A 22,366-nucleotide genomic window follows, 5' to 3' on the forward strand; every position below is an offset into this window, starting at 1 on the left:
AACTATATAATGTTTAACGAAGATTGATCATGAAGAACATACTTGTCATATGGACGGCGATATTACTGGCATCGGGGCCTTTGCAGGCGCAGGATTCCCTGCGCCGGGTGGTGCCGCTCCCGGAGATATTCCGCCTCACCGAAACGGCGAACCCTTCGCTGAAGGTGTCTGCCGCCGGCGTAGCCCTGGCGCGCCAGCAAACGGAAGTGGCGCGGCTCCAGCGGTTGCCGGGCCTCAACGCCTCGCTGGGAGCGGGGTACATGGGCGATCCGCTCATCATCGACCGGAACTTTTCCAACACCACGAGCGTAGCGATGCCCAGTTTCACGAACTCGTTCGCGCTGCAGGCTACCCAGCTCATCTTCAAAGGGAACCAGGTGAAAAACAACATCGCCGCGGCCACGCTCCGCGAGCAACTGGCGGAACTGGGGCTGGAAAAGAACACGCAGGACATGAAGCTCCTCGCCGCCGGGAACTACTTCGACCTCTACAAACTCTACAACCAGCGGAAGGTGTATGCAGACAACATCGCCCTGGCCGGCGAACGCCTCAAAAACATCCGCCGGATGCACGCGGAAGGGATGGTGACGCGCAACGACGTGATCCGGAACGAACTGTTGCTGTCTAACCTGCAACTGGCATCCAACGTCATCGGCAACAACATCAACATCCTCAATAAACAACTCACCACGGCGCTCGGCCTGCCCGATGAACTGCTCATCCTCCCCGATACCACTTTGCTGGAGGAACACCCGGCAGTGAAAGACATCCGCTATTACCAGGCCCTCGTGCCGGGGCACCAGCCGGATGTGAAAATGGCCGCCAAAAGCACGGAGATCGCGCAGGCGGGACTGAAAGTCACGAAGGCGGACAGGCTCCCTTCGCTGTCGGCCTACGCGGGCAATAACCTGTCGAGGCCCGTGACGTCGGTGAGCCCCGCGCTCGACGCATATGCGAACGGCTGGCAGGCGGGATTAACGCTTTCCTTCAATATCGCGTCTATCTACACGGCCCCGAAACACATCAGACAGGCGGAACTGCAGGTGGACCAGTACCGCGCGGTGGAAATGGAGAAAATCCAGCAAGCGGGCGTGGCGGTGAACGCGGCGTACGTGAAGCACAACGAAGCCATCACGCAATGGCAGACGCTGGAGCAGAACCGGCGCCTGGCGGAAGAAAACTACCGCATCATCGAAAAGAAATACCTCAACCAGCTGGCCCTGGCCGTAGACCTGCTCGATGCCACCAACGCCAAGCTGGACGCGGAACTGCAATACACGAACGCGGAAATCAATATCCTCTTCACCTATTACCAGCTCCTCAAAACCACCGGACAATTATAAACACACAACACACTACATACAATGGCAACGCAACATAACAACAACAGGAAAACAGGCCGGCACAAACGGCGGATGATGTACGTCAACATCGCCGCGTTCGTGCTCATTGCCGCGGGGCTCGTTTGGGTGCTCCGCCAGTATTTCCATGTGGGCGACGGCAGCTATACCAATGCCGCGCAGGTGGAGGCTTTCATCAACCCCATCAACACCCGCGTGCCGGGTTACATCAAAGAAATCCGTTTCATCGAGCACCAGGCAGTGAAGCAGGGCGATACACTGGTGGTGATAGACGACCGCGAGCTGCAAACGGCCCTCGCGCAGGCGGAAGCGGCGTATGCCAACGCCCTGGCGGCGAAGGCTACTACGGCATCTTCCGTGCGGACGGTCAGGAACAACATCGGTGTGTCGGAAGCGAACATCGCCGGCGCGAAAGCCCGGCTCTGGAACGCGGAACAGAATTATAAAAGATACGAAAGCCTGCTGAAGGACGATGCCGTTACCCGTCAGCAGTTCGAACAGATGAAAACGGAATACGACGCGCAGAAAGCCACTTACGACGCCCTCGTGAACCAGCGTACCACCACCAGCCTGAGCGCCGATGAAACGGCCACCCGGCTGGCGGTGAACGACGCGGAGATCAAACGCGCCAAAGCGGCGCTGGACATGGCCCGCCTCAATATCGGCTACACCGTCATCACCGCCCCGCACAACGGGTTCGTGGGCCGGCGGAGCATCAACGAAGGGCAGTTGCTCCAGGCGGGGCAACAGGTGGCCACGATCGTGACGAGCGAACAGAAATGGGTGACCGCCAATTACCGCGAGCGGCAGATGGACAAGATCCGGATCGGCCGGAAGCTCCGCATTAAGGTGGATGCGCTCGGCGATAAGGAATACATCGGTGAAGTGACGGCCATTTCAGCCGCCACGGGGAGTCGCTACGCCTCCGTGCCTGTAGATAACTCGACCGGCAACTTCGTGAAAGTGCAGCAACGGATACCGGTGCGCATCGAATTCACGCAAGACAATGCCCCGGAAGCCCTCGCGCTGCTGCGCGCCGGGATGAACGTGGTGATCACACTCGATTAATCATGAACCAGTTATACGACAAAGGACTTTTTCACAGCTGGGTGCCCAGGCCCTGGCGCTGCTGCTCATCGGCGTTTTCGAGCTGCCGGTGCTGGCGGCCGCGGGTGTATATACCGGTAATATCAGCGATATGGTGGGGAGCCTCGGCACTTATACCGAAGTGATCTCGATGGCCAATTACGCCAACGTGATCGGCATGGGGGCCGTGGTGCCGGTGATCTTGCGGCTGGAGCGGCGGTTCCGGGGGAAGGAATTGCTCCTAGGCTGCTTCCTGGCGCTGGCGGCGCTTTCCGTGCTATGCGCCATGACCACGGAGCCCCTGGTAATCGTGGGCGCTTCGTTCCTCATGGGCATTTTCAAGATGCTGGCTTTGCTGAAAATGATCCCCGTGATCATGTTCCTCATCACGCCCACCGGCGACCGCGGCAAATTCTATTCGTTTTACTATACCATCAGCATCGTGACGAGCCAGCTGGTGATCTGGGGGACCACCGGCCTGGCGTACAAATCTGAATGGCAGGCGGTGTATTATGCGATAGCGGGGATTTTACTGATCAACGCATTGCTGGCTGTGATTTTCATGCATAACAAGCGCAGTGCGCGGGCGGTGTCTTTGAAAGGCATCGACTGGTGGAGCATGGCGATCTTCGCCGCTGCTTTTCTGTTGCTGGATTATGTGCTGGTGTTTGCGCGGCAGCAGGCCTGGTTTTCGTCCACATCGATCCAGTGGGCGGCAGTGGGGTTTGTGTTGATGGCGGGCCTGTTCATATGGCGCCAGCTAATGCTTCGACATCCCTTCATAGACGTGCGCGTTTTCCGGAAAACGCCCGTGTGGCATGGATTGCTGTTGTTGATGAGCCTGGGCGTGTATATGGGCACCGCGGCCATGCAAACCACATTCACCACAGGCGTGCTGGGGTACGACAACTATACCAACGCCATCCTCTACGCCTGGATGATCCCCGGTATCATCGCCGGCGGCATCATGGGCGCGGTGGGCTTTAAACGGGGATGGCATCTCAAATACTTCATTTTCGGCGGCTATCTGTGTTTCATGGCGTATAGCGTGAGCATGTACTTCCTCATGGCGCCCGTCATCGACATCGAATATCTCTACGTCATCAGTGTGGTAAAGGGTTTGGGGATGACGGTCCTGTTCATCGGGATCTGGTATTACGCCATGAGCACCCTCCCGATGGATGAAATGCTGAGTGCCGTGAGCGTGCTCATGGTGGTGCGGACCTTCGTGGGCGTAGCGCTTTTCGCCGCGGTGTATTCCTGGGCGCAATACCAGCTGCAATGGCAAAGCGCCGCTAATCTGGCCACCGGGATGGATGCCGTTGCCTACGACGGCGGGATGGCGCTATACGGCCAATTGCAGGTGCAGGCAGTGCTGGATGCCACCAAAACGCTGTACGGGTACGTATGCATCGGGGGGCTTTTCATTTTGACGTATGTGTTGACGCATCACTTCGGCCGGCTGGATTTCCGGCGGATGGTGACGATCAGTCGCGCGATTTCCGGGACGCCGCTGAAGGCGCGTTTCCGCAGGAGGAGGGACGACGATGAGGGGGATGCGGTGGCCGCCGCGGCAGCGGCGGCTTGAGTTGTAATGGGAGAGACCGGAAGTTGTGGTTGGATTTCGGTGTTTGGCACGGCGTGGGATAGATTCCAGAATATCCCAGGCGCGATGACGATGTGCGATTCAAATCCTCCGGTTCAGGAAGTCACAGCACACGCCTACTATCACTCCCCAACAGCTTCAAAATCATTTACAACGTTGGAAATCGGTCAAAGACCGCCACGGATGCAATTCCGCCGGAAAATTCCCGGAAAATTCCCATATTGAGTCAAAATAATCTTACAAAACATATGTCTACAAGAAGAAACTTCCTGTTGCAAACCGCATTGGGACTGGTCGCCACCGCGGCGGGGCCCCTGGCTGCGGTAGCGGCGGCGCCGAAGCCGGAAGGCCAGCGCTTCCCCATGGGCATGGCGGGTTACACCTTCGCCAAGTTCAGTGTGGATGAAGCGATCGCCCAGATGCAACGCGCCGGCATCGAGTACATTTCCGTGAAAGACATCCACCTGCCCCTGAACAGCTCGGAAGAGAAGATCGCCGAAGTCCTGGGTAAGTTCAAAGCGGCCGGCATCAAGGTGTACGCCGTGGGTGTGATTTACATGAAAACCGAAAAGGCCGTGGATGAGGCGTTCGCCTATGCTGCGAAGGTGGGCGTTCCCCTGATCGTGGGTGTTCCCAATCCCGAATTGCTCGATTACACAGAGGCAAAGATCAAAGCGACGAACATCCGCCTGGCGATCCACAACCATGGCCCGGAAGACAAGCTCTACCCCGGTCCCAAAAACGTGTACGACCTCATCAAGCACCGCGACGCGCGCATGGGCATTTGCCTGGACATCGGTCACGCCATGCGGGCAGGAGAGGAGCCCGGCCAGGCGATGAAGCTGTACAAAGACCGTATTTTCGATCTGCACCTGAAAGATGTGACGGTGGCCTCCAACCAGGGGAAACCCACGGAGATCGGCCGCGGGGTCATTAATTTCCCCGGCTTTGTGCAATCGATGGCAAGGATTAATTATAAGGGCATTTGCAGTATAGAGTATGAGAAGAACATGGCGGACCCGCTGCCGGGGATCGCGGAGGGGAAAGGGTTTTTTGAGGGGGTGGTGAGGAGTTTGGTGAAGTAGGGTTCCTGATTTTTGGAGGGCTCCATGGCTGTAGTGGTCATGGAGCCTTTTTCTGTCACTGCATTTTGGATGCCGTAAGTGTCTGTATTTTTATTTAACTCAAAGATTCCGTTAGCTTCGACAAGTTGAGTATTCTCGCCATTCCGAATGTGCCAAACATTTATTGCATTTTCTAATTGAGCTGAAGTAGTGATTTAGTTTCGCGAGTAATTTTTTTATTGTTGCCATTGGATGTACGATTTCATTGTAGTGTGGGCTGATTGATGCCAAAGCTTTGAGAGGAGCAGATTGTTTTCATCCCCCATACGAACTGAAAAGGGATAGTAAAAATCCTACATTTAGAGTAGAAATAGGCGATCCATGCAACACTGTTCAGGTTAATGATCATATTTATGGACTTAGTTCAGCTCTAATTGATCCCAGTGCCAGTAATGGAGGCAATTTTATTTGTTGTATAAAAATTGTAGTCGATACGGGACCTTGCATTGATCAGCCAACTATTGATCCTACCGATACTTTATCTGTGGTAAGTATAAAGTTTCACAAGCTTACTGCAAGTCAACTGCTAATTAGTTATCAATTTACATTTACTAACTGTGGTTGTTAAACTTATTGAAACGACATTGAATATTAACAATACATAAAATCCCCTATTATGAAAAAATGGAAATTCACTTTCGCAAGTATTATTATCATTGTTGCCGTTGGATGTACGATTGCAGTACAGGCTGGGCTGATTTACGCCAAGCCTTTGAGAGTTGCAGATTGTTTCCGTCCCCCATACGAACTGCAAAGGGGGTGTTTCGGGTCGTCATTTACAGTAGAAATAGGCTCTCTATGCAATGCTGTCCAGGTTGGTGATCATGTTTTTGAACTAAGTACAACTCTTATTGATCCTGCGGTCTCCTGTTTTGGTGGCGCTTATATATGTTGCATAAGAATTGTAGCCGATAATGCACCTTGCTTTGATCAGCCAACTATTGATCCTTTCGGTCCTTTCCCTACGGGTAGGTATAAAGTCTCTCAAGTTTTCTGTAAGGCTACTCCAAATTGATGTAATTCTGTCTTTTGTTCTTTGTTGATACTAGGCGTTAGGCAGATGTACAATGTTTAATATTTTGATTCACTGTTGTATTTATTTTAGCTACATATGCTGATGTATTTTTCTTTATCGGTCCATATAACTAAAAAATACTAATCACATTCAGGTATTAGTAATTTCCTAGATTGGGCGAAAATTGAGCTCATAAGGACAGGCAACTATATTGATGGGATGTGGCTAATTCGAAATATCCAATTAGAGGTAATTTCTGCATAGGGAAGAATACATTTACCGAATCTGAATCGTACCTGGATATAATACGTTTGCGGACAAGTCCTGGATGGCCCCTTTGCATACCATCACTTTAGTGAAATGCAAGATCTCGTCAGTATATTATAGATATTCCAATATTTTAATGTTTTTCATTAAAAGGCATCATAAAGTTTGATGCCTATTTGTTTTGATAGCCTTTTCGGGGGGCGGGTAGCTGTAGCAATTACTGTGATTGAAATATAATTTGATCAATCGAGTTTAGGTTGATTTTTTTAGTATAAAATGTGATGTGCGCTGGGATTAAGGTATTTATAAAAATACTGTATAAATCTTCAGATTTTTTTTACACTGCATTCTTTCTGCTGTAGGTGTTGTTAATTTAGCTATGTCAACAGCAACGAAAAGCTTAAGACGCAAAAAGAGTACGCAATTTATTGAATGCCTATTCCACCATTTAAAGTCAATTACCATTGATTTAATTGTACCCAAAGACACAAGAGTATGCTTAAGAATGTAACTCGGAAAATCCGAATTTCACAGCTTTGCCTGGAGCTTATTGTCGCGTTGTTAATTATCTTATGGGTGTATACATCCATCAGTAAGATATTTGACTTCAGCAATTTTAAAACCCAATTAGGATTGTCGCCTTTCATAAGTGGTATGTCTGGATTTCTTTCATTTGCAATTCCTACGGGTGAATTACTACTTGCTTTATTGCTCGTAATTAAGAAAACAAGAATAGTAGGGCTGTATGCGTCTTTTGCCCTGATGCTCATGTTTACAATTTATATATACATGATGCTACAATATGCATATGATTTGCCATGTAGTTGTGGAGGTGTTCTAGCAAAAATGACTTGGAGCGATCACCTTTATTTTAATGGTGCGTTTACAATCGCTGCATTAATTGGTGTGCTAATCGTTGAAAGAAAAGTATACGTACTTAAAACAGCCTAGTTAAAGTAGAATCCTAAAAAGTAATTAATATGAGAAGAGCTGTGTTATATCGTATCGGTGGAATTGTGGTCGTTGTGACTGGATTTATGTTTCTATTAATGAGTATTACTCCACTTCCGAACGCTGCAAATAACGGTTTTTCCAGGAACTTATTGTCTAGTTCATCACTTCATGAAATCACATCATATGAGTTTGTTGAACCTTTGAATAAGATTGTGGGAATATCTGATGACAAAATATTTTTAGCCGGCGATAGTCCAACAGGATTACTAGCGATCGATAAAAAAAGTGGGAAAACCGATACGATTGTTATTCGAATGAATATCCCTCCCGATAAAATGGTGCCGTATTGTTTGGAAATAGATTCTAATAAATTGTATTTGCACTTGAATAATTTGCAGGTAGTTGTTTCAGGGTCTTTCTCCGATGACGGAATAAAAGTATGCTCGTTAAACACTCAGGTATTTACCAAATCAGTGCAGATTTCGCCAGAGCAATTGGTAATACGAACATTTAATAAGGATTTTAGCGAACAGATTTTTGAAAAGATTAGTTCCATTACAGGCGAAAAAAGTAAGGAAAAAGTTGTTGAAGAACTAATGGATGGCCAAGGCGGTATGTCTACAGACGGAATGTTGAAGTTTGAGAAAAAGAGTGGAAGACTTTTTTATGTCGAGGCATTTCGAAATAGGTTTTATTGCATGGATACAGGTTTGAATTTGTTGTATAAACATCGGACAATTGATACTATATCAACCAATGCAGTTGGAGTTGCCACGGAGGATTCTGGTGATTCCACATTGAAATTGATTCCTGGAATGGCACGAAAAAACGTGAATAGGGACATTTTGTTAGATGAAAAGTACTTATACATTGTTTCAAATTTAAGAGCTGATAACCAGAGTCACTCTTTATTTAACAACTCCGTCTCTCTTGATCGGTATCAAATTGTTGATGGTAGTTATAATGGAAGCATAATCATAAATAAAATCAGAAATAAGGCTTTTAAATCATCAAAAATTTATAAAGATGAATTATATGCCTTATATGATGGGAAGATAGTGGTTTATGATCTTAAGACAAAGTAAAAATATAGCGCTATAAAAGGATCACTTCATGTCCTTAAAATGAGGTTAATTAATCCAATTCTTAACTCTTAAAAGATTACGAACATGAAAAATTTGAAATTTAGCTTTGCTGCGATTATTGCAGTTGTTGCCCTGGGTTTCACTATCGCTGCTCAAGCCGGCGCATTTGAAACTAAAGCTGTACGCGTTGCTGATTGTTTCCGTCCTACCGTGGAACTGAAAAATGGCTGCCCTGCTGGTGAGCCTGCTCAGGTTCTGATTGGTGCAGCATGCTCTAGCGTTCAACTTAATGATCATATCTATGATCTTAGCACAACTCTTATCGATCCGACTCCTGCAGTTTGCAATTCTGGCCAATTTATCTGCTGCTTCCGCATTGTAGCAGAAACCTCTACCGCTTGTTCTGATCAGCCGACTATTGATCCGGAAGGTAGCTTACCGTCAGCTAAATACAAAGTATCTCAAGTATTTTGCAAAAGCACTAATAACTAATAGACATTAGTTGTTAATAAATGGTAAAGGGGCATCATATTTAATCGATGCCCCTTTTAATTTGAATTGTATATAGGAAGTTATTAAATATTATAATTCGTGTCGTGTTAGTGCCTGAAAAGATCTTTTAGAGTATTGCGGAGGCTAACGTCCCTTAGTTCTGGGCCGAATGATTGGATTCCGGAGCTAGCGGATTGGAAGGAAATCAGTTTTCCTTGATTATCAATTAGGATATATACTGGTATAGAAGATACACGAAAAATGTTTCCGCTAATGAGTTCATCAGGATCGATTGTATGCACCCACGGCATTGCTTCTTTAGAAAGTGCGGATTTCCAAGATTTTTCATTTTTGTCTATGGATATACTAACGATGCCTAATCCGTTATCTCCGTATATTTTATAAACTTCTTTAAGATTCGGAATTTCCTCCCTGCATGGCGTACACCAACTTGCCCAAATGTCAATTAAAACATACTTTTTTGTCGCAGCGTATTGCAAAATGCTTATAGAGTCGCCAGACTCTGTGGGAAATTTGAAATCGGGTAGGATTTTACCTTCCATGATATTGTGAGCATCTGTCAGGTAGTGGAGCGTTTTGTTAATAATTTGTCCGTAATAACTTTCCTTGACTTTGTTACTAAAAGTGCTATAAATGAAAGCTAGTTCTACTTTTCCCAGTTTTTGTGAAAATAATTCTGTAATAACACTTGTACCGTAACTATCTGGATATTTAAGTAAAGCCTTTTTTACAGTAGTTGTATATATACTGTCCATCGCGTCGCCTCCTTTTGGGAACCGGAGTCTCATGTCTTTATTAATTGCGCGTATTTCATCAATTAATTTATGATAGTTTTCATTGGTTTTGGAATTTATGAAGTTGACTACTGGCCAATTTTCTAAATTCCCTTGAATCGAGAAATTATTATTTTCTATAATAAATGGCATAGGTTCCAATCCACTCGGAACCACTTTTTTGATGTCACTTTGGTCAAATGCAAGTGCATGAATTTTCCCTACAATATCGTCGGTGCCAGACAAGTGAAAGGATTCGTTTTTGCTAAAAGTTATGCCAATGGTGTCTATTTTAGTTTCGTTATTTGTTTTAATAAGGTATATTCTGGTGCCGTCAGGTAGACCTTTAATTTTTCCTTTGACCGTATAATTAATTTGATTGCTTGCTAATGTTGTTAGTGTTGGAAGTAAACAACAGGAAAGAAAAATTAGCTTTTGTAAGGTGTATTTTCTCATTTTTAATAAGGAGGTTTATTTTGTTAGTTAACGGAAAAACTCTTCATTTTATAAAGCGGCAAGGATTTTCGCTTCAATGTCTGAGTCTAGGAAATAGGAATATGAAATTGTTTTTCCTTCTTTATTAAGTAGTAAGTATCTCGGGAATGCAAAAAATGCATAATCGGATAAATATTTAGTGGAAAAGTTTTTACCGGTATTATCTTCCGAGAAAAGTACTGTTTCCCATTTTACATTGGCGCTTGAATTTATTTTTTCAATTTTTGAAAGTGATTTTATATTCGCAGCACATGCTGCGATAACACTGAATCCTTTGTCCTTGTACTTTTCTAGTAGGAGATTGACCTTTGGAAATGCTGCAATACAACTGGAACACCCAATCGACCATAAATCCAGTAACACGACTTGACCTTTAAAATCCTTGATATTTAAATGTGTTCCTTTTGTGGTTTTTCCTTCGAACGGCAATGGTACACTATATGAATTAAATAATTTCATATTGTATTGCTGCCAGCCTTTAAGTATTTCGTTTTTTTCGTCCTCAAAACTGGTAATGAATATTAATATGTCTTCGACGGTAAGGTCGAATTCATCAATTCGAGTAAAGAATTGTTCTGTGAGTAATTGATAATAATCACTTAAATATGGTGTAAAGCCGTCTCTTTCATTCTTGATCCCAAAACTGTCAGCCTTAGCTGTATTCAAAAAGTACTCTTTTATTTTTTCAAGCATTATATCCTTGGAGGGTCTGAATGCGGTGTTTTGACAAAGCTTAAGGTAGTTTTTTAGTTTATACAAATAATAGGCTTTTGTTGTAATGTTGTCTTTACCGCCAATACTATCGATATAACAAAAGTACTCCTTTGCCATTTCGTCAAGTTGCCTTGAGTTTTTATTGTAACTTGCTGTATCTATCTCAGCTGTATATTGATGTATGTTCTTTGGTATTTTTGTATAAAGCTTTGCGCCTTCAGTTCTGTCACGCCAGTAGTGTATGTAGTTAGCTTTATTGCTTGCATTTGTTAAGAACCATTCAAATTTTCTTTTATCCTTTGGGTATTCATTCCAAAATTCAATCCATACCTGCTGAAATTTGCAAGAAAGTGAGTCCAATTTGGCAATGAGTAAGGCTCTATGCTCTGTATCATTCAGTTCTAGTTGCGCCAATCTATCACCTGCATTCCGGATTTCTGTGCCAAACTTCACTATAGAATCATACTTCAGTTGAGGGTTAGATAAATCTTTACCTTTTGCTTTCGGGACAGTAAGTGTAAGTAACAGGATAAGAATATGCAAATCCCATTTAACTTTCCTTCGAACATTCATATTTAACTATTTTAATTAAACATCGTTTTCTTAAATAAGAGTAGAAATGTTCTAAAAAGGGGTAATCACATTAATCGCTAATTACTCCAACCTGGGTTTTGCTCTAGTGACGAAAATGACATTTCGTCTTCGGGTAACGGAAGTGTATATTGGTAAGAATGGCTTAGCCGGTAAACTTGACCACCAATTGTACGTTCTATTTTGGGAGCATGGAGAGCATCGTCTTTAAGTCTGCGTAAATCACTCCACCTTATACCCCTATATATCAACTCCTTATGGCGCTCTGTCACAATTAAGTCAATTGCATCTTTCTGATTATCAATTTCAAATGGCTGGTAAGTTGAGTGCCCATTTTCGTCTGTTCTAAACCTGGTCTTAAGTAAGTTATTTACGTCCATCAGCGCAAGTTGTATATTATTTAATCTTGCATAGGCTTCCGCCCTATTTAGTAATATTTCATCATTTGCAATACCGGAGAATTTTTCACCATCATTAGAGTAGTCCCCAATAAAGATATATCCACTGTCAACTTCTTGAAAGAATACTGATTTTCGGAGGTCATTTTCTGCATAATCATTATATAGAGAAGTATCGATATACGAATCTGAGATGGATAACATTGGAATTGTCAACATCGCAGAATGAAATATTACTTCAGGATTAAAAATGCCAATGCCAAGTCTGCCAATCGGTAAGCTATTAAAATCCAATAACTTATTGTTTATTGAAAGTGACGAATCTGAGTACTTTACACATAGACCATAGTTGCCAGTTAAGAGATAAAAACGGGAAAGAAGTGCATAACAACTGTTCTTGCTAGCCCTGGTAGCAAGACTAGGTTTTGTGGGAAGTAGCGGAATAGCACTTTTTATGGCGTTTTCTATTCGTTCATATGTTTCTTTTACTCCGGCGCGTTGGCTTTTAATTGTAATATCAATACCTTCTCTTATTGGTAGCCCAAATTTGCTGATAGTACTAGCTTTATATGGTTCCGCATATAGCTGCGCAATTTCGAAGTAAGTTTTAGCAATAATAAACAACGCGTTACCTTTTATTCTGTCGTATTGTACTGCGTTATGGAGTCCCCGATCTATTTTTTCAATATTAACTAGCACGAGATTGCAAATAAATATTTTTCGATATGCTTGATTCCAATCTACGACTGCTGTATAAGGTTGTTTATATGACCAGGTATACGCATTGGTGCTATTGTTGTAATCCGGGAAGTCTATTAGATAGTTCGGCCACGTAGACTCGAGTAAATGATGGCCATCCGATGATACTTCTCCAAGTGCAGGTGTATTTGCAGAAATTGTATTGTAGTCGTCAAGCAAAAGTTCTAAGTCGTCCAAAGTTGAAGGAATGGTTTGGTTTTTATCAGCCTTAATATCAAACCAATCTTTAGAACAGGAAGTACTTAGAGCTAGAAACAAGAAAATGACTATGGTGCTGAGAGTATGTTTCTTCATGGTATAATATGATTAGTAGGTTAGAACTGTACGGATAAACCTCCGAAATAAGATGTTGGATTTGCGTAATAAGTAAATGCACCGTTCAATCTTGGATCATATTTGCTTTGTTTCCAAATTATCCCGATATTATCCACATAAAAGTAGAGTAGGACTTTTGATAAGGTTTTTGATCCTTTGAGATAAGGTGTAAGATCGCAGTTTAATCTAATGTCTTGAAGTTGAATCATATCACCACTTTCGACTAATACGCTTGCTTGGCTATATACGCTATAACGTCGATCTGGATAGGCGTCGGCAAATCCAGGTACATTCGTTATTTTCTCATCTCCAGGTTTTTTCCATGCATATAAATAGTCTTCATGTTTGAAATTTCGGTCGATATCAAAACGGCCATTGAAAGAAGACCTTAAAAACACATTTTTAAATCTATAGTTTATTCCAATCGAGGAGGAAAAGTTTCTCCACGCAACTTCGGTTCTCCAAGCTCCAGTCCAGCTAGGTGTTAGTCGGCCATTATATTCAAAGTCTTTTAGCGTTGCTGATCTAAATTGCCTGGACCCTACTATTTTGTCATCAATATAAAGTAATGCATCACCATTTTCTGCGCTAAGTCCTGCCCATTTATAGGTATATAATTTGTCGACGGGTTTACCTATTTCGGGTAATCTACCTGTGAAATTAATCGGCTGTACTTGACCTATCGGCATTTCAACAAGATAATTCGTAACTTTATTTGTATTATAACTTAAAAGAAAGACATTTCTTATTGAAATTTCACCAAGCTTATTGTTGTTTGCTAGGTTTAGATCCATCCCTTTTGTCTTTATGCTTGCATTATTGCCCTGATATTCCAGAAATCCTGTGCTTGGTGCTGATTTTATCGGTCCAATTAAATTCTGCCCATTTTTCAAATAGAATTCTAATGTCCCACTGAGTCTATTCTTAAAGAATGAAAAATCTGAAGCTATGTTAATGTGTTTGACTTTTTCCCATCCAAGTTTTGGATTAGGTGGAGTAGTAATAGTTGCATATGGAATATTTGTAGGGCTGGTAGGGTTCATGTAAGTGGCTGTAGCAAATGGGGATGTTCCGGCATTGACATTTCCACTATAGCCATATGTGATACGAAAAGCAAGTCTATCGATAAACTTTGTATTGAAGAAGGACTCATTTGATAGCTTCCAACCCAAACCAACAGAGCCTAGCGGTACAATTCTATCGTTTGCTTTCACGCCAAAGAAATTGCTCTGGTCTATTCGGCCGCTAGCAGATATTATATATTTTTCATCATAGGTGTAAGAGGCATTTGCCAAGTAACTACCAAATCTATTTACAAAACCTGATAAAATGGCAGAATAGGGAGCAATGATACTTGAGCTATTAAACGGACGTTCAATCCATGTGCCATAAAGTAAATTTTGAACCGTATTTGTTTCTTGATTGTATCCCCATTGGCGAACTTCTATGTTTTGATCTTGGTTGGTTTCTCTTCTTTCAATTGCAGCTAATGCGACGATACTATGTAATCCAAATGTTTTATTGTAATTTAAGCTTCCTCTTAAATTCCAGGAGGTGATTTTAGATGTTGATCGATCATAGGAGTCACCTTTCGGGTAGGGATATACTAAAGTGCCTGTCGATGGGTCTGTTTGTACGAATTTGTTTATTTGGTCGCGGGTGTTATACGTTTCCAAAGAATTAATCACATTGCTTTCTGCTTGATTGTGCTGGTATTGATACTGGATTGAAGCAGTTAGTGCTCCTGAAAACTGAAAATTTAAAGCCCCAATAAATCTAATATCATTTGATTGGTTTTTTATTTGCCCATTTTGAGCCTCACTTAATGGATAATAGTGCCAATCAAGAATTCCTGGAGCATTTATGGTATCAGTAAAAAGACTTCTGAAATTAGCCTGAATTGGTAATGCGTTGCCCTGATGATCAGCTAGCTTATTATACGTATATTTTAAGAGCCTATCCTGATCATTTGTTAGATTGTTTTTAGAATTTAGATCAGACTTTATCCAATTTATTTCAGTTGTAATACTTAGTTTATTAATTGGCTGCCAACTATTGTTCCATCTAAATGTTAGTCGTTCGTTTTTAGTGTTAATGTCGAATGGGACTGATTTATCGTAGCCAAAGGACGTATAATACTGGTTCTTTTCGCTTCCCCCAGTTATACTTAAGGAGTATTGCTGAGTGGTAGGGTGTTGCATTAAATGATTGTAAATTTCAGTTCTTATATCCGTATTTTCCATCTCACTGATTAACTTTTGAGTTTCGGCATTTGAAAGAGTTCCGAGCCTATTCTTGTGAAGAATTTCAGCTACAAGAGGAATCGGTTGAAATGAGTATGCACCAGTTAGATAGCCATCATAGTATCCCTGATTAAACCTTTTTTTTCCAAGTCAATTACATCTTTGCTTGGTACTGATGGGATAGATCGTATATTAGGCTTATTACTGAATGAGAAATTGCTATTGAAAGATAATGTTGCTTTTCTATTTGGTTTACCTCTTTTTGTAGTGATAACAATTACCCCGTTTCCAGCCCTTACCCCCCAAATAGATGCGGAGGCTGCATCTTTTAAAATTGTTACGCTTTCAATATCATTAGGGTTGATTACTGCGGGATCTCCCTCAAAGATGAAATTGTCAACAACTAATAGTGGAGAGGTTTCGGCGTTTATGGTTGAGATTCCTCGTATTTGATATCCAGAAAGTGGTTTAGAGATTGACGTTTGAGTTGTTCGAACAAGCCCCGGAACAACGTCGTTTAACCTATCAAGTACCTTTGATCCAACTCTTCTATTAAACAGTTCGTTATCGACAAACGTAAAACTTCCAGTGGCTCTTTCTTTAGGAATGTCTTGGTAGCCAGTTGAGACTACCTCAATCTTCTGAAGTTCAGTTACTCGCTCTTTCAATACAATGCTAACAATTGCACTTTCCTTTACTTTTAGTTCTTGATTTTCGTAGCCAATACTAGTAAATAAAAGAGTCGCATTTTTTTCGTTCGCATGTAATTCAAAGTATCCATTTTCGATAGAAATTGTATGCGTAGGAGTACCTTTAACAATAACTGTAACACCTACTAGGCCATTCCCTTTTTCATTAAGTATTTTTCCTTTTATAATAAGAAGTTTATTAGTGTCTTGCTTATTCTGAATAAAGTTAAATGTAGTTGTGAGTCGCTGCTGCTTCTTCAGAATAATCGACTTATCCTTAAACTGATACTCCACCTTAAAAGGCTCCAGCAATTCGTCCAGCACCTTTTCGATTGGAGTCTGCTTCACGTTGATCGATATCAGCGATGAAGCGTCTATCGTTCCTCCAGAATAGAAAAACGTATAGCCGCTTTGTTTCTCTATCGACTGGAGCACTTTCGATATTTCCGTGTTCTGGTAGTTCAGTGTGATTTTGGTATTCACCTGTTCGAAAGCCAGGCAAGGGATAATAAGCAAGGTCATTATCATGCCGGCGAGCAATCGAACCTTGCTGGATTTGATTGTAAACGTTCGTTCCATTACGATAGCTTTAGATAGTCAGTAAGTTTGGTTGTGTTCTTCTGCCAAAAAGAGAATTGTAGCATTCCGTGTCCGTTGTGATTGATCTGGGTAATCACGCGCTAGTTTTTTATAGTTAACGAGGGAATTGTTAATGAACGTAAATTTAACATCCACTTTGTTGGGTCATGGTTAGCCGTTTGTTAACCAACTCGTGTTTTAATGATGAGATTAACAAATAATAAACATTTATCCTTTATGGGAATTCGCAAATTTGTGTATAACATCTACGGTTGTACGTCCATGCAAATTAGTTCTAGCCTTCGATGTCCATAAAACTCAGATTCACCAGCCCCCGCCACTCAGCCGGCGGGGCGCTTTTTTTATAGCCCGTTACACCCCCGCCCACACCCACATTCCCCCCGCATCAGAAGAAAAAAATTCCTTACCTTCCCCATACCACAGAGCCCATATCAATCCATGCCCGCACAAAACAACAATAACACCGAAAATCAAATCATCAACAGCATCCCCAACGCTGCATACCTCACCGATCATAACGGTTTCATCCTCCATTGCAACTCCGCCGCCGCCAAACTCTGGGGCCGCGAGCCGGCCATCGGCCTAGACCGGTACTGCGGTGCCCACAAAGCCTTCCAGCTCGACGGGCACACCCCCGTTGACCCGGAATCCTGCCCCATGGCCATCTGCCTCCGCACCGGCGAGCCCGTGCAAGGGCAGGAGATCATCATCGAACGGCCAGACGGCACCCGCTCATACATCCTCCCCAATCCCAAACCGCTGTTCGACGCCGCCGGGAACCTGGCCGGAGGCATCAACCTCATCACCGACCTCACCGCCCAACGCCTCCAGAACGAAGGCCTCACACACCTGGCCGCCATCGTGGAGTCGTCGGACGATGCCATCATCTCCAAAACCCTCGAAGGCATCATCACCTCCTGGAACAAATCGGCCGAACGCATCTTCGGGTACAAAGCCGATGAAATGATCGGCAAACACATCTCCACGCTCATCCCGGCCGACCGGCAAGACGAAGAGCCCGCCATCCTCCGCCAACTCGCCGCCGGCAGACGGGTCGACCACTTTGAAACGGAACGCCTCACCAGCGATGGCCGCATCATCAATATATCCCTCACCATTTCCCCCATCCGCGATGCCTCCGGCACCATCATCGGTGCCTCCAAAATCGCGCGGGACATCACCAGCCAGAAACGCGGCGAACTGCTCCTCCGCCTCGGCGAAGAACGCTTTCGTATGGCTGTTTCCGCCACCAAACTCGGCGTCTGGGAAGTGGACCTCCGCACCGGGCTCGTCACCTGCTCAGACGAATGCCGCGTCATCCTCGGGCTCGATATCGACTCCGTGGCCGACCTCCAGACCCTCGAAGCCCTCCTGCACCCCGTCGGCAACACCCGCGCCCTCCTCCAACTCAAAGCCCTCGTGGAAGAGAACACCGGCGGAGATTATGACGCCGTGCACCGCATCGTCCGCCCGGCCGATCATAAACACCGCTGGGTAAGGGTCCGCGGCGCATACTTCCATGGACGCGACGGCCGCCCGGAACGCCTCCTCGGCACTTTGCTCGACATCACCCCCGAAAAAGAAGCGGAATTGCACCTCGAACGGACCGTGCAGCAGCGCACCGTAGAGCTCATCAAATCCAACGAACGCCTGGGCAAATCCAACCGCGACCTGGAAGAATTCGCCTACATCGCCTCGCACGACCTCCAGGAACCCCTCCGGAAAATCCAGACCTTCATCGATATGATCCGGGAAAACCCGGGCGACCGGCAGGCGTTCGACAAATACTTCGTCAAAATCTCCGACTCCGCCCGCCGCATGTCTACCCTCATCCGCGACGTCCTGAACTATTCCCGCCTTTCCAATGCCGAAGGCACCCCCGCGGAAACGGACCTCAACGAAGTACTGGGCGATGTGCTGTCGGACTTCGAAAGCGCCATCACCGAAAAAAGCAACCATAATAACGGGGAGTTTGCCGGTCATCATAGGCGAAGCCGCGCAATTGCGGCAGCTGTTCGCCAATTTGCTGGGGAATGCATTGAAATTCTCGACGGAATTGCCGGAAATACGGGTCCACAGCCAACCCATCACCCCCACGGAAGCGGCGATCCGGTTCAACCTGCCGGATAACAGGCCCTACGTGCAGATTACATTGGAAGACAACGGGATCGGGATCGAAGAACAGTACGTCGACAAGATTTTCGCCATTTTCAAACGGCTGCACAACCGCCAACAATACCCGGGCACGGGCATCGGGCTCGCGATCTGCAAAAAGATCGTGGAAAACCATCACGGCCATATTTTCGCGCGGCGGCGCCCGGAAGGCGGGACCGCCATGGAAGTGGTGCTGCCGCTGATTTAATCCATCATTTCCTTCAAAATTCTGATACTGCTGTTATAGTCGAAATAATTGAGGTGGTGCGCGCTCGTCTCGATCGATTCGGCTACATATGCCGCCGGCACGGTCTGAATACTATCGACGCTCACGGCAATGTCGTTGGGCGTGCTCCAATACAACATCTTTCCCACCGCCAGTTCGATCTTCTCCATCAGCCCCGTATCTTCCGCTTCCAGCTTGTATTTGGCGGAATCGCCGGCCAGAATGTAGTAACGGGTGGCGATGGGCGGTTTCGGCGCCTTGTTGAGCGCCAACAGGAAATCCGACCCAACGTCCATCTGGCCGAGCGTATTGGTAATGAGGCCCGCCGCCGATAGTCCTTTATTGACGATCTCCAGGAACGGCCCCCAGGCGCCGAGGAACTGCTTGCCGTAATTGCAGGCCAGCGTCAGCACGCGGTTGGTCCATTTGCGGACGTCTTCCAGGTTCCCGAAAGCCGATCCCGCATTGGGCGTGCCGGCCATAATCAACCGTTTCACCAGCTTGTCGCCGCCCAATTCCTCGATTATGTAACGGCTGATCAGTCCGCCCATGGAGTGAGACAGGATGTCGATAGGCTTGCTGGCGGAAACGCCGTTTTCCTGCAGGCGGTCCAGCAGTTTGGCAGCGATATCTTCGAGGTCGGTATTGAGATTTTCGTAGTCGAAGGTGAGGATGCAGTCGTATTTTTTGTCGGTCAGGAGGGACGACAGGTTGGCGGACAGGGATTTCGTGTTGCCGATAATCCCGTGGATCACGAGCAATATCCGGTCCGACTGTGCGATTTTCTCCGCGACTTTATTTTTGACATATTCCGGCTCGCCCTCCGGGAACTGCAGGTAGCGGAGTTTGAAGATTTCCTTATCGCGCCGGAAAACGACTTTCAGCAAACAGAACCACAGTGCCCGCACGGGGCTTTTGCCGGCGGCGCGCCGCTCGTCCGGCTCCCCGGGCGCATGATGCACGTACATCCGGTGGTCTCCCGAAGCGTCGGGCTCCAGGAAGCCCAACGGCACTACGATCCCGTTTTGCATCGTAAGCGCCACCACCGCTTCGTTTTCCCCGATCGGCTGGCGGACGCGGATTTCCAGCGGCGCGTTTTTCAGCGAAGCCTCGTTTTCCAGCTGCGTCAATTCCACGACGGTGTTGACGGGAGCTCCCCGCGTAGGCGGCGCCACCGGCAGAAAAGTGAACGCATCGGTATCGAACAGCGATTGCAATTCCTGCGCGGGATTCAATCCCTTCGCGCCGTTATGCGTGGGCGTAACGGCCACATCCGCCCCGAACCCGGATGTGGATTTGATGGAAATGAGGCCGTTGTCGAACTGCTTTCCCTTTTGGATGCGCTGTCCATTGCGGACGATCCGGATGCGCAGGGTCTGCGTATCCCAATCCTTCCGGAAATTCTTTTTATTGCCGTCGCCGAGCCCGCGCGATTTTACGGCGTCCAGCGTCACCATTTCCCGTTTCAGCTCCTGCGATTCTTCCACGAAATAATCCGAAAACGGGAAGAGCGCGTACACGAGTTTGAAGATCTCGGTTTCTTCGTTGACATCGTCTTCCGTGAGCATGAAGGTGATGAAATCGTTAAGGGGATTGCATTTCAGCGCAATCGCCTTGCCGTTCCGCAACACGCTCGCATCCGTGTCGGGCGATTGTTTGTCGATGGAAAAAGTGGGGGACAGGTGATAAAGCGCCACGTGGTATTCCACCTGCGAAGTATTGGCCAGCCGGATGCGGAAAGGGATTTCGGGACGGGATTCCGTAATGTCGACCGTGATTTCCTGGCCGGTACAGGATTCCCAGTTCCCGTCTTCGTCCATCAGCTGCACGTCCAGTTCGATATTCTTTTTAGGGATAGCCGTCTGCGGATTGTGCATGTTTTCCAGCGCGCGCCATTTCCCGATCTGCGCGAGGGCCTTGCCGATATAGTGGCAATGTTCGGCCTCGACGCCCATTACGCCATGCACGAGGTTGCCGGTATGATTGTCGAGGATTTTGATTTGACCGTCGGTCGTATCCAGCCGGTAATCGAAATATTGTCCGGCATCGGTATGGTAATAAATGTCGGGATCTTTCGGCAGCAGGGCTTTCACATCCGCTACCGCATCTCCGGAAATAAATATGCTGAGGCGCGGCGGCAGGTTGATGATGGACGCGGCGTACCGGGCGCCTGCGTCCGCGCCTTCCGGCACGCGCAGCACGCAATCGGTTAGTCCCACGCGGATGATGGACGTCGTGAAGTCTGGCGCCGCACTGCCCGCGTTTTTGTACAGCAGCACCTGCGCCCGGAAAAATGCCGCGCTGTCTGCCGGGATGCCGTGCAGGGCGCCGGCGTTCACCACCCATTCGTTTTCCGAGAATCGTGCAATGAGCAATGGCGCGGAAGCGTCGCTGTCGGGCCGTCCGAAAAACTGGTCGGGATTGAAGCCGCCGTATATTTTGAGTTGCGGCGTTTGTGCGTTGGCGTTTTTCCTGATCGCGGCGTACAGCGATTCGTGCAGCTTTGCGTACGACAGTCCGCCGGAATATTCCTGCAGCAGCCGCGTCATCCATCCGGAGAAAACCCCTCTCGCCGCCACGTCTTCATACGCCAGTTCGTTGCGCCCGCAGGCTGCCAGCAGCAGGTGCCGCGAGCGGGGCACTTCCAGTTTTCCGTTTCGCTGCATCTGGGCATAATTCACGCCATCGGCATGCAGGTAATCGGATAAGCTGCGGGGTATGTCGGCATCAGGGGTGAATTTCGGAAGCCCGGAATGCTGGAGGGTTTTGAGCGAACGGGTGGCGGAACCGGAATGGCAGGAATCGAGGATCACGACGGTATGCGCTTTTTCGGGGACGAGGGAAAGCAGCAGTGCCAGTTCTTTGTCGGCCAGGTCGAAGTTACCGGGCAGGCGGCTGTCGTAGAGTACGAGCGTTTCGTCTTGCGCCTGGCTGTCTTCGTTCAGTGCCAGGAATTCCGGTGCCGAGGGGGCGTGGCTGCCGTGGCCGCTGTAATAAAACAGGACGGTGTCGCCGTCGCGGATACCGGTATTTTTGCAGAGATGTTCCTGGAATGCGGCGATCACCGCTTTGCGCGTGGCACTTTCGTTCAGCAGGATGCGCACATTGCCGGGAGGATCGTCCGGAAACCGGTTGCGGAGCAGGTCGTGCATGGCTTTTACGTCGTTCAGACAGCCGTTCAATCCGGATACGCCGGAATCGGGATGGTAGGCGGAAACGCCGACGAGCAGGGCAAAGACGGACATTCGTAAATGTATTTTGAGGTTACTTCCCGAAATTACAGATTTGATGCGGATGCGGCAATTATATTTCCCGGGAAACGTATACAGGAACTTGTCATGCAAATCCGTTTGCGGTTAATGCTTTTTTCACATTTAATAGCGGAAATTTCCGGTTGT

Annotated in this window: 16 protein-coding genes; 10 read left to right on the forward strand and 6 right to left on the reverse strand. The window is 46.5% G+C overall.

The features are described 5' to 3' along the window. Nucleotides 1-29: 29 nt before the first annotated feature. The 8 genes from WJU22_RS12560 to WJU22_RS12595 all read left to right on the forward strand — a co-directional run bounded on the left by WJU22_RS12560 (nt 30) and on the right by WJU22_RS12595 (nt 8,990). Nucleotides 30-1,343: a TolC family protein gene (locus WJU22_RS12560; protein ID WP_341843576.1), complete on the forward strand. Its 1,314-nt coding sequence runs from the start codon at nt 30-32 to the stop codon at nt 1,341-1,343. Between the two features lie 21 nt (nt 1,344-1,364). Beyond that, nucleotides 1,365-2,429 (forward strand): HlyD family secretion protein, encoded by a 1,065-nt coding sequence (locus tag WJU22_RS12565; RefSeq protein WP_341843577.1) that lies wholly within the window; start codon nt 1,365-1,367, stop codon nt 2,427-2,429. A gap of 130 nt (nt 2,430-2,559) precedes the next feature. Then, nucleotides 2,560-4,035 carry an MFS transporter gene (locus tag WJU22_RS12570; protein ID WP_341843578.1) on the forward strand — a complete coding sequence of 492 codons (1,476 nt, stop codon included), beginning with the start codon at nt 2,560-2,562 and terminating at the stop codon, nt 4,033-4,035. Nucleotides 4,036-4,301: 266 nt separating this feature from the next. After that, entirely contained in the window at nt 4,302-5,138 is an 837-nt protein-coding gene (locus WJU22_RS12575; RefSeq protein WP_341843579.1) for a sugar phosphate isomerase/epimerase family protein, read from the forward strand. Between the two features lie 655 nt (nt 5,139-5,793). Further along, nucleotides 5,794-6,192 carry a hypothetical protein gene (locus WJU22_RS12580; RefSeq protein WP_341843580.1) on the forward strand — a complete coding sequence of 133 codons (399 nt, stop codon included), beginning with the start codon at nt 5,794-5,796 and terminating at the stop codon, nt 6,190-6,192. A 762-nt stretch (nt 6,193-6,954) separates the two neighbouring features. Next, nucleotides 6,955-7,410, forward strand: coding sequence for a MauE/DoxX family redox-associated membrane protein (locus WJU22_RS12585; RefSeq protein WP_341843581.1), 456 nt, complete (start codon nt 6,955-6,957; stop codon nt 7,408-7,410). A 29-nt stretch (nt 7,411-7,439) separates the two neighbouring features. Continuing rightward, nucleotides 7,440-8,498: a hypothetical protein gene (locus WJU22_RS12590; protein WP_341843582.1), complete on the forward strand. Its 1,059-nt coding sequence runs from the start codon at nt 7,440-7,442 to the stop codon at nt 8,496-8,498. Nucleotides 8,499-8,582: 84 nt separating this feature from the next. Then, nucleotides 8,583-8,990 carry a hypothetical protein gene (locus tag WJU22_RS12595; protein WP_341843583.1) on the forward strand — a complete coding sequence of 136 codons (408 nt, stop codon included), beginning with the start codon at nt 8,583-8,585 and terminating at the stop codon, nt 8,988-8,990. Nucleotides 8,991-9,097: 107 nt separating this feature from the next. Here WJU22_RS12595 and WJU22_RS12600 read toward each other — a convergent pair whose 3' ends face one another. The 5 genes from WJU22_RS12600 to WJU22_RS12620 form a co-directional block, all read right to left on the reverse strand. Next, nucleotides 9,098-10,240 (reverse strand): TlpA disulfide reductase family protein, encoded by a 1,143-nt coding sequence (locus WJU22_RS12600; RefSeq protein WP_341843584.1) that lies wholly within the window; start codon nt 10,238-10,240, stop codon nt 9,098-9,100. Nucleotides 10,241-10,288: 48 nt separating this feature from the next. Next, nucleotides 10,289-11,566 (reverse strand): TlpA disulfide reductase family protein, encoded by a 1,278-nt coding sequence (locus tag WJU22_RS12605; RefSeq protein ID WP_341843585.1) that lies wholly within the window; start codon nt 11,564-11,566, stop codon nt 10,289-10,291. 77 nt (nt 11,567-11,643) lie between these two features. Beyond that, nucleotides 11,644-13,035, reverse strand: coding sequence for a RagB/SusD family nutrient uptake outer membrane protein (locus WJU22_RS12610; RefSeq protein WP_341843586.1), 1,392 nt, complete (start codon nt 13,033-13,035; stop codon nt 11,644-11,646). Between the two features lie 20 nt (nt 13,036-13,055). Beyond that, nucleotides 13,056-15,299, reverse strand: a complete 2,244-nt coding sequence (locus WJU22_RS12615) for a hypothetical protein (protein WP_341843587.1) — start codon at nt 15,297-15,299, stop codon at nt 13,056-13,058. Between the two features lie 104 nt (nt 15,300-15,403). Continuing rightward, complete coding sequence (locus WJU22_RS12620; protein ID WP_341843588.1) at nt 15,404-16,567, reverse strand: SusC/RagA family TonB-linked outer membrane protein; 1,164 nt, start codon at nt 16,565-16,567, stop codon at nt 15,404-15,406. Between the two features lie 459 nt (nt 16,568-17,026). Between WJU22_RS12620 and WJU22_RS12625 the strand changes: the two genes are divergently transcribed. Further along, the gene (locus WJU22_RS12625; protein ID WP_341843589.1) at nt 17,027-18,718 is read left to right on the forward strand and encodes a PAS domain S-box protein; all 1,692 of its coding nucleotides are present in this window, start codon (nt 17,027-17,029) and stop codon (nt 18,716-18,718) included. Then, a complete protein-coding gene (locus tag WJU22_RS12630; protein WP_341843590.1) occupies nt 18,627-18,950 on the forward strand; it encodes a sensor histidine kinase in 324 nt (107 codons plus the stop codon). The genes WJU22_RS12625 and WJU22_RS12630 overlap by 92 nt, the downstream gene beginning before the upstream one ends. Here the strand turns inward: WJU22_RS12630 and WJU22_RS12635 are convergent. Continuing rightward, the gene (locus WJU22_RS12635) at nt 18,947-22,213 is read right to left on the reverse strand and encodes a caspase family protein (RefSeq protein ID WP_341843591.1); all 3,267 of its coding nucleotides are present in this window, start codon (nt 22,211-22,213) and stop codon (nt 18,947-18,949) included. The genes WJU22_RS12630 and WJU22_RS12635 overlap by 4 nt on opposite strands. Between the last annotated feature and the right edge of the window lie 153 nt (nt 22,214-22,366).

The sequence above is a fragment of the Chitinophaga caseinilytica genome, from assembly GCF_038396765.1.
In the GTDB taxonomy this organism is placed as follows: Bacteria; Bacteroidota; Bacteroidia; order Chitinophagales; family Chitinophagaceae; genus Chitinophaga; species Chitinophaga caseinilytica.

Excerpts from the sequence above, each read along its gene's own strand:
- WJU22_RS12625 (WP_341843589.1), top strand. The coding sequence starts at position 17,027 with ATGCCCGCACAAAACAACAATAACACCGAAAATCAAATCATCAACAGC.
- WJU22_RS12600 (WP_341843584.1), bottom strand. The coding sequence starts at position 10,240 with ATGAGAAAATACACCTTACAAAAGCTAATTTTTCTTTCCTGTTGTTTA.
- WJU22_RS12615 (WP_341843587.1), bottom strand. The coding sequence starts at position 15,299 with ATGGAAAATACGGATATAAGAACTGAAATTTACAATCATTTAATGCAA.
- WJU22_RS12610 (WP_341843586.1), bottom strand. The coding sequence starts at position 13,035 with ATGAAGAAACATACTCTCAGCACCATAGTCATTTTCTTGTTTCTAGCT.
- WJU22_RS12585 (WP_341843581.1), top strand. The coding sequence starts at position 6,955 with ATGCTTAAGAATGTAACTCGGAAAATCCGAATTTCACAGCTTTGCCTG.
- WJU22_RS12565 (WP_341843577.1), top strand. The coding sequence starts at position 1,365 with ATGGCAACGCAACATAACAACAACAGGAAAACAGGCCGGCACAAACGG.
- WJU22_RS12620 (WP_341843588.1), bottom strand. The coding sequence starts at position 16,567 with ATGGAACGAACGTTTACAATCAAATCCAGCAAGGTTCGATTGCTCGCC.
- WJU22_RS12605 (WP_341843585.1), bottom strand. The coding sequence starts at position 11,566 with ATGAATGTTCGAAGGAAAGTTAAATGGGATTTGCATATTCTTATCCTG.
- WJU22_RS12590 (WP_341843582.1), top strand. The coding sequence starts at position 7,440 with ATGAGAAGAGCTGTGTTATATCGTATCGGTGGAATTGTGGTCGTTGTG.
- WJU22_RS12595 (WP_341843583.1), top strand. The coding sequence starts at position 8,583 with ATGAAAAATTTGAAATTTAGCTTTGCTGCGATTATTGCAGTTGTTGCC.
- WJU22_RS12560 (WP_341843576.1), top strand. The coding sequence starts at position 30 with ATGAAGAACATACTTGTCATATGGACGGCGATATTACTGGCATCGGGG.
- WJU22_RS12570 (WP_341843578.1), top strand. The coding sequence starts at position 2,560 with ATGGTGGGGAGCCTCGGCACTTATACCGAAGTGATCTCGATGGCCAAT.
- WJU22_RS12635 (WP_341843591.1), bottom strand. The coding sequence starts at position 22,213 with ATGTCCGTCTTTGCCCTGCTCGTCGGCGTTTCCGCCTACCATCCCGAT.
- WJU22_RS12575 (WP_341843579.1), top strand. The coding sequence starts at position 4,302 with ATGTCTACAAGAAGAAACTTCCTGTTGCAAACCGCATTGGGACTGGTC.
- WJU22_RS12580 (WP_341843580.1), top strand. The coding sequence starts at position 5,794 with ATGAAAAAATGGAAATTCACTTTCGCAAGTATTATTATCATTGTTGCC.